Here is a 12620-nt window from a genome sequence, read left to right on the forward strand (position 1 = left end):
CCGTTCGGTCGGGGGGCTGTGACCTGGCGGTTCGTCGTCCTCGCCGGTGGCTGATCCGTCACTGGCTGTCGCCGCCGGTCACTGCCGAGCGATCTCGCACAGCCCGGAGACGGCCCCGGCGCCGCTGCTACCGCTTCTGGGCTCGGTACTGCTTGAGCAGAGCCGTGATCTTTGCGCTGTCGGCCGCGCCGTTCAGCTCGACCAGTAGAAGATCGGGACACAGCTCGTAGAGATCGCCCCACCATCGGCGCCCTCGGTTGTCCCAGATCCGGTAGCCGCCCGGCACGCCTCTGGCTACGTACCGACGTCTACTCATGGCTGCTCCCCAGACCGTGACAGCCGCAGGGCTTCGTCACGGACTCCCTTGTCCTGGTCGGCGGCGAGTCTCACAAGCTGGTCCACGAACTCGTCCGTCCGGTCGTCGGCGATCATCCAACTCTGGTAGCCGAACACCTCGCCGTCGAGCTGGTCGGCGGTCCGCCACTCCTCAGCCCGCGACAGCGCCGCCGGCACCGCGCGCAGACCGGCCAGGTCCCTCCGTTCGAGCAAGGCCTGCGCCGTCTCCTGCGTAACTGCGGTGTCGTGGGCGTCCAATAGGAGCCGCTCAAGGACTGGGCCGACCTCTTCCCGCTCGGCCCACGCCGCAAGCTGTCGTCCGGCCACGGCCCTTCGAGACCACGATTCCGATTCCGAGTCACGAAGCGCTGCCGTCCATCGGTCCGCCCCCTGGTCCTGGCTCAATAGCCATACTGCCTGTAGCGAGATCGTGCAGGAAGAGACCAAAGCACAGGTCAAGCGCCGGGAGAAGGCTTGAAAACCGTCATGGCGCGAGTCACCGTGGGTGCAGATCCCACACCCACCGCAGGTGAACGGCCCCTGACCAGCTGCATCGGGCAGTCCCGCTGACCTGCTGCTGAGCGGTGTCATGACCTGAGGGCGCACTTGGTGGGTGATCCGCTGTTCCCCGTGGCTCCCGCAGTATCTGGCACGGGGCGTGTTCAGGCGGGTCAGTCGGTCGTGCCGCGGCCTGGCACGCCGATACGGGACCCGAGGTCGGTGGCGGCGGTCAACGAGTGGGCCGCGGTCCTGAGATCGTTCTCCCATGCCGGGAGCTCGTCGAAGCTGATCCATTCGCTGTAGTCCGCTGCGGCGGAGAGGAAATGTGTCTCCTCCGGGGTGCGGGCTGCGACCGTCATCGACAGCCGGTCGGCCACGCCCTTGGGGCTCAATTCGCCTTTCACGAGACCGAACGCAAGGTTCACGAGGAGGCATCGGCCGGCTGTCTCCTCATCGGGAAGGGGTATGCCGAGTTCGTGCAGGGCTTGGACGTACAGTTCACGGATCTCGGCGTTGTCGCTCCTGCGTGGCAGGCCGGCCAGTTCGCGCAGGGCGGGGGAATCACGCCCGTCGACGAGTGCATGAGCAGCGAGCATCGGGAGCTCCTCGGACGGGAGCACTTCCGCCGCATACTGCCAAGTGCTGTGCTGCAACCTGTCCATGCGTTCATCGTGTGAGCAACGAGACGTCCTGGCCAGCCGATTGCTGTTCTGGCCTCGGCTTCTTCTTGCCCCGGGTCTGTAGGGCCTTCCCTTCGCCCCTGGTCGGACGGGTAAGCACCTCAACTGACCCGCCGTCGGGCGGTCGTTGCCTGTTGTCGCCGAGGGCCCGGGCCAGGGCCCGTCGTGGGACTACGGCCGCCCGGCGAGCATCGTCCGGACGGCAATGCAGGCGGGGCGCCACCCCGTTCGTACGCGACTACCGCACCGTCCCTGACCAACTCACCCTCGGAGCAACACTCTCCGGCAAGTCCGTGTACCTGCGCCACCTCGTGACCGGACTCGCCCCGCAGCCCGTCGCCCTGGCCGGCATCGACTGCAAGCGTGGCGTGGAACTCTCGCCCTTCGCCGCCCGGTTCTCCGCTCTCGCCACCAACCCTGAGCAGGCGGCCGAGCTGCTGCCCGTGCTCATCGGACACTGTGGCTCACTTGATCATTGTCGGTCGCCGTCGCTCTGCCGGGCCGGCGAGGAACGGACACCACCGTGGGAGAAGCCCCGGAATCTCCTCTTCCCGCGCACAACCATTCCGGCGGTTCCATGGTCACACCCGTGTCAGAGGCATCCGAAGCATGCCGCGCCCGGCGCCTCCCAGCCTCCGGTGACGCGCGGCCTCCCACGGCTCATGGGGGTTTGAACCACCTTGCGCAACCGCAGGATCTCCACCGCGACGGCACTCGCCGTCCTCTTCAGTTCGGCGGCGCTGACGGGCCTCGGCTCCACGGCCGCCCACGCCGACGGCAACGCCGTCCTGCCCGTCGCCTCCGTCGCCGACATCGTCGTGGACAGCGTGCACCAGCGGGTCTTCGTCAGCGACCCGACCGGCGGCAAGGTCGTCGCCACCGACTACAGCGGCAACGTCGTCGGAACGCTCGGCTCGCTGCCGCAGGCCGGCGGCCTGGAGCTCTCGGCCGACTCGCAGACGCTGTACGTGGCCGTCCCGGGCAGCGACGAGATCGCGGCCATCGACACGGCCGGCCTCACCGAGTCCGCGCGCTACTCGACCGGCACCGCCGAGGCCCCGACGACGCTCGCCCGCGCCGGCGGGAAGCTGTGGTTCGGCTACGGCACGGCGGCGAACGGGAACATCGGCTCCCTCGACCTCTCGGGCCCGGACGCTGTCCTCGCCGTGGCCCAGGACAGCCGCACCCGCTGGTACTACGCACCCCGGCTGGCGTCCAACCCGGCCGCGCCCGGTGTGCTGGCCGCGGGCGTCCCGGACCTCAGCCCCTCCGCCGTGGCGACCTACGACGTCTCCGGCCCGGACGCTCCCCGGCTCATGGCGCAGGGCCAGGCCGGAAGCAACCTGCGCGACCTCGCGGTGACCCCCGACGGCGACCAGGTCGTCACGGCCAGCGGCTCGCCCTACAGGCACATGGTCCTGTCCACCACCGACCTGAAGGAAGTCGGCAGCTACCCGACCGACCCCTACCCGAACGCTGTCGACATCGCCGCGGACGGCACCGTCGCCGCGGGCATCGACGGCATGTACAAGCCGGACGTCTACATATTCGAGCCCGGTAGCACCGAGCCGGTCCGGAAGTACGAGTTCGCCGACACCGGTTCCGGCACCCTGGTCCCGGACGGACTGGCGTGGGAGCCGGACGGCGACCACCTCTTCGCGGTCACCGAGAGCGACAGCACGTACCGCCTCAACACCCTGAACGCGCCGACCAAGGCCGTCACCACGGTGACGGTGAGCGCGCCTTCCTCGGTGGTTCCCGGCAAGTCGCTGACCGTCACCGGAAAGATCAGCGGCGGCGATCCGCTGCCGGCCGGGACATCACTGACGGTCACCCGTACCGACACGCAGTCGCCGTCCGGCAAGGCGCTGGCCCCGGTCACGACCGCCGAGGACGGCACCTTCACCTTCACCGACACCCCGGCCGCCGAGGGCGACGCGAAGTACACCGTCTCCTACGCGGGCGACACCGGCCACGCCCCAGCATCCGCCACGCGGACCGTAGCCGTCTCCCGCAGCACCACCACGGTGACGGTGAGCGCGCCTTCCTCGGTGGTTCCCGGCAAGTCGCTGACGGTCACCGGGAAGATCAGCGGCGGCGATCCGCTTCCGGCCGGGACGTCGCTGACGGTCACCCGTACCGACACGCAGTCGCCGTCCGGCAAGGCGCTGGCCCCGGTCACGACCGCCGAGGACGGCACCTTCACCTTCACCGACACCCCGGCCGCCGAGGGCGACGCGAAGTACACCGTCTCCTACGCGGGCGACACCGGCCACGCCCCGGCATCCGCCACACGCACCGTAGCCGTCTCCCGCAGCACCACCACGGTGACGGTGAGCGCGCCCGCCACGGCCACCCGCGCCAAGTCACTGACCGTCACCGGCAAGGTCGCCAACGCCGAGGCGCTGCCGGCCGGCACGGTACTCACCGTCAAGCGTACGGACCTGGAGTCGCCCTCCGGCAAGACGCTCGCCTCGGTGAAGACCAAGGCGGACGGCACCTTCTCCTTCACCGACACCCCGCCGGCCGGCGGCGACGTGAAGTACGCCGTCTCCTACGCGGGCGACGCGACCCGCGCCGCGGCTTCGGGCTCCGACACGGTGGCCGTCTCCCGGACCGCCACCACGCTGAGCCTGAACAACAACGGCACGGTGTACTCGTACGACAAGGACGTCACCTTCACCGCGCACCTGGGCACCACCTACAAGAGCCGCACGGTGGAGATCTGGGCCAACCCCTACGGCTCGGACAAGCCCAACGTCCTGGTGAAGAAGGCGACCGTCAACTCCAGCGGAAACGTCTCCGCCGTGGTGGACATGAAACGGGACACCACCATCTCCGCGGTCTTCGCCGGTGACGCCCGCACCGCCCCGAAGTCGGTCAAGGTCACCGCGTACGCCAAGGTGAATGTCTCCACCTCTCTGGCGAAGTACTACAAGACGGCCAAGGTCAGCGCGAACTCCTCGACCTACTACTGGTACCACAAGAGCACGGCCCCGCTGTTCACCACCGCGATGAGCTCCTACGCGGGCCGTCACTACCGGCTGGACATCGACGTCTACGTCGAGGGCCAGTGGATCCGCGGCTACGAGGAGTACTTCGAACTGGGCGCCAACGGCAAGAGCGTCCTCGACCTCGGCACCTTCGACAAGGCGGGCACGCGCGTCCGTATCCGGTCGGCCTACATCAACGACTCCTCCGGCGACGACGTCAACTCCACCACCTACAGCTCCTGGAAGTACATGTACTTCACCAACTGACCCGCGTCTCCGGGCCGTCGCTCACGCCCACGACGGCCCGGAGACGGCCCGAGCCGCCTGACACGGCCCCTCATCGACGGGAGAACCCGCTGGTGAGGGGCCTTTTCCGGTAGCCGTTTCCGGTAGCCGAACGTCACCGACCGCCGTCGCCGCACAGACACGGGCGCGCCACCCCGTGTGACCCTCCGCGCCCTCGCCTCGTGCCCGGCCCGCCCGTGGAGGACACTTCTTCTAGGGGCTCATCCAGTCCGCTCTTCCAGGGGCTCAACCAGTCCACTGAGGGCTTCACCAGGGGGCAGCGCCTTCGGAGGTGATCGCGATGACACAGATGACAGCGATGCAGGCACGGACCACGGTCGGCTGGCACGTCGAGATGGAATTCCAGGAGGACGACCACCGCACCCGCGCGGCCGCCCTGCTGCGGCTCCCCGACGGCAGCGAGGTACGCGCCCACGGATACGCCAGCCGCCACCCCTCCGACTCGAACCAGCCCCGGGTCGGCGAGGAGGTCGCGGGCGCCAGGGCCCTGAACGAGCTCGCCATGCAACTGCTGACCAAGGCCCACGACGAGATCGACGCGGCATCGGGCAGGACGTCCCACACCCTGAGGTGACCGGCACCCGCCCTCCACTCTCCCGGAGCTGTCGAAACTCCCCGGAGCTGCCGCGCGAGCACGACCCGTCACGAGAGCTGTTCCGCTCCGGACCCCTGGACCTGGCGGAGTTGTCCGGGGGTGTTGTCCGGGGGTCGTCGCCTGCCCCGAGGCTGACCAAGGCGGACAGCTTAAGGACGTTTCCACAAATCCCGCACAGATTCTGCGCGACTCCTCCATATACGGTTTCGTGGGCACTACAGTCACTCGCGCACCGATCACCGCGCGACGCCGGGCACCAGGCGGCCGGGTGGGGGTGTCGGCACACCGAGTTGCATTGTTCTGGGGGGATTCATGCGTGAAATGGTCAAAGGGTCGAATGTTTCGCTCGCCGCTCTGAGCGAGAACATCGACTCGGTGATCGTCAGCCTGGGCTGGGGAAGCTCGACCGGCGAAGGGGATGCCGATGTGTCCGTCCTCCTGCTGGACGCGAACGGCAAGGTCCGCAGCGACGCCGACTTCTGCTTCTACAACAACCCGGTTGCCGCGGACGGAAGCGTGCAGCTTCTGGGCAAGACGCCGACGGCGGACGGCGACGAGGACCGAATCAGCTTCGACCTGACCGCTGTGTCCCCCGAAGTCGATCGCATCGTCCTGGCCGCCAGCCGTTACGAGGGCGCCCGCTTCGGTGAACTGGACCGCGTGAAGCTGGCGTTGGCGGACGGCGGAGGTGAGGAACTCCTCCACTTCGCCATCGACGACGCCGACTCGGTGAGCGCGATCATCTTCGGCGAGCTGTACCGGCGGGCCGAGGAGTGGAAGTTCCGCGCCGTCGGCCAGGGTTACGACGCGGGTCTCGCCGGTCTGGCCGCGGACTTCGGGGTCGACATCGACGACGACGCGGCGGCCGAGGCGGCACTGGACGAGGCAGCCGACGACGATCAGCCGGACATGACGGCGGAGGCATCGGAGTCGGCATCGGTATCGGTATCGGCATCGGCCGGCGAACCCCAGCCGCGAGACACGCTGGCGGCGGTCCCTTCCCCTCGCCGGCCGGAAACCGAGCCCCAGCCGACGAAGGCGACGGCGCGGCCTCGTACGGCCAAGAAGAAGGTCACCCTGCCCAGGGCGGTCAAGAGGACGCTGGCCGAGAACGAGTCGTGGAGGGACGCGCGGCTCTTCCCGGCGTCGGCGCTCAAGAGCGACCGGGAGCGCGAGACGCGTGCGACCTCGGTGCTGCTGTCCGTGATGGCTCAGGTGCCGGAATTCGGCAGGAGACTCACCGCCGCCTTCGGAGCACCGGCCGGCCGCATGGAGACCTTCACCGAGGTCACCCTGCCGCACGGCGACACCCCCCGTCGCCCCGACGGAGTGATCCGGGTCGAACGGGCCGGCAAGCTGTGGACGGCACTGGTCGAGACGAAGACCAACGGCAGCGCGCTCAAGGCCGAGCAGGTCCAGGCGTACATGGACATCGCCGCGCGCCGTGGCTACGAGGCCGTGATCACCCTGTCGAACGATGTCGCGCTGGAAGGCAGCCCGCTCGTCGAGGTCAAGATCGACAAGAGGCGCAAGCACAAGGTGGCCCTGTGGCACCTGTCGTGGGCGGAGGTCGCCCATCAGGCGCAGCTGTTGATCAGGCACGAGGGCGTCGGCAACGCGGCGCACGCCTGGCTCCTCCAGGAACTGCTGCACTATCTGCGGCACGAGAACTCCGGCTGCCACGGCTTCCAGAACATGGGGCCGGCCTGGGTGCCGGTACGCAACGGGATCGACGACGAGACCCTGTGCCAGGGAGACTCGCGCGCGCTGGAGGTCGTCGAGAGCTGGGAACGCCTCGTACGCCAGGTCTGCCTGCGGCTGGGCGGCGAACTGGGCCAGAAGGTACTGCCTGTCCAGCGCACCCGACGCGGAACCGACCCGAAGGCGGTGCGCGGCCTTCTCGCGGATCAGCTCTGTCTCGACGGGCGGCTTCAGGCGGAGCTGCGCATCGAGGGGACCCCCGGCGTCCTGGCGATCAGTGCGGACCTGCGTACGGGCAGGCTCCGTACCTCGATCGAGATCCCGGCACCCGAGCAGGGCTACCCGTTGTCGTGGGCGAAGCGACTGGTCCGGCACCTGGCCGAGGCGCCGGCGGATCTTCACGTCGAGACCCTCGTCGAAGGGGAAGCGGCGGGCCCCCGGGGAACGCTCGAACGCCTCCGCCCCGAGCCGGCCGACATGCTGCCCAAGGAGCCCGCCTCCCGGATCACCGGGTTCCGGCTGTCCCTCCTCAAGAGCATGGGAAGCACGCGCGGGAACGCGGAGTCGGGCTTCATCCGCAGCGTCGACGAAGCGGTACACCGCTTCTACACCGGGGTGGTGATCCACCTGGACGGTACGACATCTCGCCGGACACCTTCCAAGGACGGCGCGACGACGGGCTGAGCCCGGCGACCCGGACGAGGCGGTCCCGGCGACGGAGGCACACGCGCCCGCTGCCGCCCGGGCGAACCGGCCAGGCATGTTCGTGACGGGAAGGGGGCCCAGCCGGGAGAACACGGCCGGGCCCCCTTCCTGCCCGCCCCGGGAGGTTCCATACGGCCACCGGCAGGCCCTCGGGGTCGACACGCGGCGCGCTGCTGTGCGTCATCACCGGCCGGCTGGACGGCCACCGGTGGCGGATCTCATTCGGCGGCCGATGCGGTTGCCGACTCACCGAGCTCCCCGAAAGCAATGGGCCACTGAAAACCTCGACCGACCGCATGTCTCCCACTCGATCAAAGGCTCTTGCGCGGGAGGCTCATTGCCAGAAGCGTTCGTCGATCACGATCTGCGCAGGCGCGGCGCTATCGGTCGTGCAGGATGGGGCCTGCGGAGAGTTCCGCGAGAGTGATGGCGCTGATGGCCATCCTGGTGGGCAACTCGCCGGCGTCGATCCCCTTACGCAAGAGCTGACGAGGACCGTTGTCGCCGCGACGCAGTGCTGTCTGCACCCACGATGATGGACAAGACGCTTGCCCTGAGAACGATGTACATCGAGCCAGAAACAAAGATGACCAGCGTTTCCGCTGGTCAATGGGCATTTGCGCCCCCGGCAGGACTCGAACCTGCGGCCAAGCGCTTAGAAGGCGCCTGCTCTATCCACTGAGCTACGGGGGCCGGGTGTGTCGGCCTGTGTCCTGGTGCCCGGGTGTGGGCGGATCCGTGACCTTGCCGGGGACAAGGATAGGGCTCCCGCATCCCTGCCCCTCATACTGCGCCTCCGTGGCTCGATGTGGAGGTTCAGTGAAGCGGTCCTGATAATCGCAGGCGGGTACGAATCGTGCACCGCTTTTGGCGTCTCGCGCATCGGGTGTTGTGCACTCGTTATGCCTGCGCCCCAGTCATCCCTTCCGCCCCGTCTGTCCTGTCGGCGCGCAGGCATACCCATATGCTTCAGAAAGACTCCAAAATTGGGCATTCTTCGCATGTGGTGACCTTGGACGTACGGCCTCAGCTGCTCGACGCACTTTCCGCCCTGCGCGACCGTGTCGCCGCCGCACGCTTTCCGCTGCCCCTGGCAGGAGCTCCACGAGCGCGTGCCAACCGCGACGAACTGCTCGCACAGCTCGACGACTATTTGGTGCCCCGGTTGAGGGAACCCGAAGCACCCCTTCTCGCCGTCATCGGAGGGTCCACCGGTGCCGGCAAGTCCACCCTCGTCAACTCCCTTGTGGGGCGCCGGGTCAGCGAAGCGGGCGTGCTGCGCCCGACGACCCGTACCCCGGTGCTGGTGTGCCACCCGGAGGACCATCACTGGTTCAGCGGCATGCGTGTACTGCCCCAGCTCACGCGCGTGTGGATGCCCCATCAGGAACCCGGCGACGATCTGCCCGCCGGCGCCAAACACGGGGAGCGGGTGCTGCGTATCGAGACCTCCGACACGCTCCCCCGCGGCCTCGCCCTCCTCGACGCGCCCGACGTCGACTCCCTGGTGGCCGAAAATCGAGTGCTGGCCGCCGAACTGATCTGCGCGGCCGACATCTGGGTGATGGTCACGACAGCCGCGCGGTACGCCGACGCGGTGCCGTGGCACCTGCTGCGTACCGCCAAGGAGCAGAAGGCGACCCTGGTGACGGTCCTGGACCGGGTGCCGCACCAGGTGGTGTCCGAGGTCTCGCGGCAGTACGGCGCGCTGCTCGCCAAGGCGGGACTCGGTGAGGCGCCCCGCTTCACCGTGCCCGAACTGCCCGAGTCCGCCTGGGGCGGCGGTCTGCTGCCCGCCACGGCCGTCGCACCGCTGCGTACGTGGCTCACGCAGCAGGCCCAGGACCCGGGAGCCCGCCACGGGGCCATGGCCCGTACGGCCCATGGCGTCCTCGACTCCCTGAAGGCGCGGATGCCGGAACTGGCCAGTGCCACCGCCGCGCAGTACGCCGCCGCGACACGGCTCACCGCGGCTGTCGACGCGGCGTACGACAGTGAGCACACGCGCGCGAAGGGGCGTCTGCAGGCCGGGGCCGTGCTCTCCGGGGACGCCCTCAAGCGCTGGCGCGCCTATCCCCTCGACTGCAGCGCCGAGGAATTGCTGGACGCACTCGTGGAAAGCCTGTCCGCCCTGCTGCTGTGCTCCGTCGCGGCCGCCGACGAACGCGTGGACGACGCCTGGCGCCGTGAACCGGCCTCGGGCGCTCCGGGGCTGACGGACCGTGATCCGGCGCTGGAGAGCGCGGAGCACAGGATCGGCCTGGCCGTACGACGCTGGCGACGCGTCCTTGAGGAGTACGCCGAGGACGAGGTGCGCGGCCTCGACAAGAGTGTCGCGCCGGACTCCGCGGTGGTGGCCGCTCTGGTCGCCACCGCGCTCCTGGGCGGGCGCAGGGCGCGCAGCGCGGGTGAGGGACTGGCCGAGCGGATCGGGGCCCACGGCGCGCTGCGGCTGCGCGACAAGGGCGGCCGGCTGCTCACGGACCTCATCGACAAGGCCCTCCAGACCGAACGCGAGCGCCGGCTCGCACCCCTCGAATCGCTCGACGTCCATCCCGAACCCCAGGCCGAGCTCATCGCCGCGCTGTCCGTACTGCAGAAGGAGAGGTGACCGCGGTGACTGCCGTCACTGACCACACGGATCAAGCCGACCGTCCCGGAGACGGACGTCCCGAGGACAGTCGTCCGGAGAACGGCCGTCCCGCGGAGGACCACTCCGAGGACGGCGTCTGCGAAAACACCCCCTCACGAGCAGACGCCCCTTCACGAGCGGGCGCCACTTCCCGAGCGGGCGCCTCGGGCGACGAGCGCACCGACCTCGACGACCGCGACCGGGCAACCGGGGGCGCCAGTGGTTCTCAGGAAAGCCGCCCGGACGACGGTCGGGCCGGTGCGGCACCTTCCGGGGCCCGGCCCCTGGAGGGCACCAGGGAGGCCGGAGGGGACGGTGAGGGGGGCGACGGCGGCAAGGTGGCGCGGAGCGACGGTGCGGCCGGACAGGGAGGCTCCCAGGACGCGTCCGGAACGGAGTCCCGCGCGCGTGGGGAGGGCGACGACCCGGCGCACGCGGAGGACGGCCCCGTCTGGGACGACGGCCTCATCGCGCGACGCGTGACCGAGGCAGCCCCGGCCCGGTACCAGGCGGCGTCGGCGGAGGCCAAGGCCACCGTCCCGTCGGTGCCCGCGCCCCTCGCGTACGACGGGCCGCTGCGCTCGCGCCTGGACGCGCTCCGTGAACTGGTCGGTCTCTCGCGCGCCCGGCTCGACAGCGGAACGCTCGCCGAGGCGGGCCGGGTCCTGGACGAGGCGGCGGCCCGCCGCAGGCTCTCCGGGGAACACACCGTCGTCGCGATCGCCGGAGCCACGGGCAGTGGCAAGTCGCAGCTCTTCAACGCGCTCGCGGGTGTGGCGATCTCGGAGACCGGCGTACGCAGGCCGACCACCTCGGCCCCCATCGCCTGCACCTGGAGCGACGGCGCGGCCACCCTGATCGACCGGCTCGGCATCCCGGGGCGGCTGCGCAGACGGCCGTTGCAGAGCGCGGAGGCGGAGGCCCAGCTGCGTGGCCTGGTCCTGGTGGACCTGCCCGACCACGACTCGGCGGCCGTCCAGCATCGCGAGCAGGTGGACCGGGTCCTCAAGCTGGTCGACGCGGTCATCTGGGTGGTGGATCCGGAGAAGTACGCGGACGCAGTCCTCCATGAGCGCTATCTCCGGCCGCTGGCCGGGCACGCGGAGGTCACCTTCGTGGTCCTCAACCAGGTGGACCGGCTCCCCGGCGAGGCCGCCGATCAGGTGCTCGACGATCTGCGGCGGCTGCTCGACGAGGACGGCATCGCGCTCGGCGAGTACGGCGAGCCGGGCGCCACCGTCCTCTCGCTGTCCGCCCTCACCGGAGCCGGGGTCCCCGAACTGCGTGAGTGTCTCGGCCAGTTCGTGGCGGAACGCGGCGCCGCCGCACGACGGATCTCCGCCGATCTCGACGCGGCCGCCGCACGGTTGCGGCCCGTCTACGCGACGGGACGGCGGGTCGGGCTCAGCGAGGAGGCGCGGGACGAGTTCGCGGACCGGCTCGCCGACGCGGTCGGCGCCGTGGCGGCCGGTGAGGCCGCCGAACGGTCCTGGCGCCGTAACGCCAACCGCGCCTGCGGCACGCCCTGGCTGCGGCTGTGGCGCTGGTATCTGGAGCGGCGCGAACCCCCGACCGGGCGTCTGCCCGTGCGCGCTCCGGCGGACGAGGAGGCCACCGCCCGCCAGCGCGTCGAACAGGCGGTGCGGACGGTGGCCGACCGGGCCGCGTACGGGCTTCCCACACCCTGGGCGCTGGCGGTGCGCGAGGCGGCCGTACGGGGCGCGCAGGGGCTGCCCGAGGCGCTGGACGACATGGCGGCGCGCGCGGCGGCACCGGCGGGACGGCCACCGAGGCCCGGCTGGTGGCCCGTCGCGGTACTGGCACAGGCCGCGATGACGATCGTCCAGGTCATCGGCGGGCTCTGGCTGGTGGGCCAGATCGTCGGGGTCATGTCTCCGAATCTCGGGGTTCCGGTGCTGCTGATGGTGTCGGGCATCGTCGGCGGCCCGGCCGTCGAGTGGGCCGGAAGGATGGCGGCCCGCGGGCCGGCGCGGCGCTACGGCCTGGAAGCGGAGAGACGATTGCGCGAGGCGGCCGCCGGTTGTGGAAGGGCCCGGGTGCTGGATCCCGTGGCGGCGGAGTTGCTGCGGTATCGCGAGGTGCGGGAGCAGTACGGGCGGGTCATGGGGACGGCGACGGCGGGTACCCCGGTCGGGTGACGCGGTTTTCCA

8 protein-coding genes, 1 tRNA gene and 1 pseudogene are annotated in these 12620 nt (G+C 70.2%); 6 read left to right on the top strand and 4 right to left on the bottom strand.

Translation table 11 applies throughout. The features are described 5' to 3' along the window. Positions 1-127 precede the first annotated feature (127 nt). The 3 genes from OG410_RS15775 to OG410_RS15785 form a co-directional block, all read right to left on the bottom strand. Complete coding sequence (locus tag OG410_RS15775; RefSeq protein ID WP_329299734.1) at positions 128-316, bottom strand: hypothetical protein; 189 nt, start codon at positions 314-316, stop codon at positions 128-130. Next, the gene (locus OG410_RS15780; RefSeq protein WP_329299735.1) at positions 313-663 is read right to left on the bottom strand and encodes a hypothetical protein; all 351 of its coding nucleotides are present in this window, start codon (positions 661-663) and stop codon (positions 313-315) included. The genes OG410_RS15775 and OG410_RS15780 overlap by 4 nt, the downstream gene beginning before the upstream one ends. A 344-nt stretch (positions 664-1007) precedes the next feature. Beyond that, entirely contained in the window at positions 1008-1433 is a 426-nt protein-coding gene (locus OG410_RS15785; protein WP_329299736.1) for a hypothetical protein, read from the bottom strand. A gap of 293 nt (positions 1434-1726) precedes the next feature. Here OG410_RS15785 and OG410_RS15790 point away from each other — a divergent pair. The 4 genes and pseudogenes from OG410_RS15790 to OG410_RS15805 form a co-directional block, all read left to right on the top strand. Beyond that, a pseudogene (locus OG410_RS15790) lies at positions 1727-1969 on the top strand (FtsK/SpoIIIE domain-containing protein); the annotation flags it as partial. A 228-nt stretch (positions 1970-2197) separates the two neighbouring features. Beyond that, positions 2198-4777 (top strand): Ig-like domain repeat protein, encoded by a 2580-nt coding sequence (locus OG410_RS15795; protein ID WP_329299737.1) that lies wholly within the window; start codon positions 2198-2200, stop codon positions 4775-4777. Between the two features lie 328 nt (positions 4778-5105). Next, positions 5106-5390, top strand: coding sequence for a DUF1876 domain-containing protein (locus OG410_RS15800; protein ID WP_326790949.1), 285 nt, complete (start codon positions 5106-5108; stop codon positions 5388-5390). Positions 5391-5723: 333 nt separating this feature from the next. Continuing rightward, positions 5724-7796: a TerD family protein gene (locus OG410_RS15805; RefSeq protein ID WP_329299738.1), complete on the top strand. Its 2073-nt coding sequence runs from the start codon at positions 5724-5726 to the stop codon at positions 7794-7796. Positions 7797-8437: 641 nt separating this feature from the next. Here OG410_RS15805 and OG410_RS15810 read toward each other — a convergent pair. Continuing rightward, positions 8438-8510, bottom strand: a tRNA-Arg gene (locus OG410_RS15810). 271 nt (positions 8511-8781) lie between these two features. On the opposite strand from OG410_RS15810, the gene OG410_RS15815 reads away from it, so the two are divergent. Then, a complete protein-coding gene (locus OG410_RS15815; protein WP_329299739.1) occupies positions 8782-10428 on the top strand; it encodes a dynamin family protein in 1647 nt (548 codons plus the stop codon). Between the two features lie 5 nt (positions 10429-10433). Further along, entirely contained in the window at positions 10434-12608 is a 2175-nt protein-coding gene (locus OG410_RS15820) for a GTPase (protein WP_329299740.1), read from the top strand. The last annotated feature ends 12 nt before the right edge of the window (positions 12609-12620 follow it).

This window comes from Streptomyces sp. NBC_00659 (assembly GCF_036226925.1).
Lineage (GTDB): Bacteria > Actinomycetota > Actinomycetes > Streptomycetales > Streptomycetaceae > Streptomyces.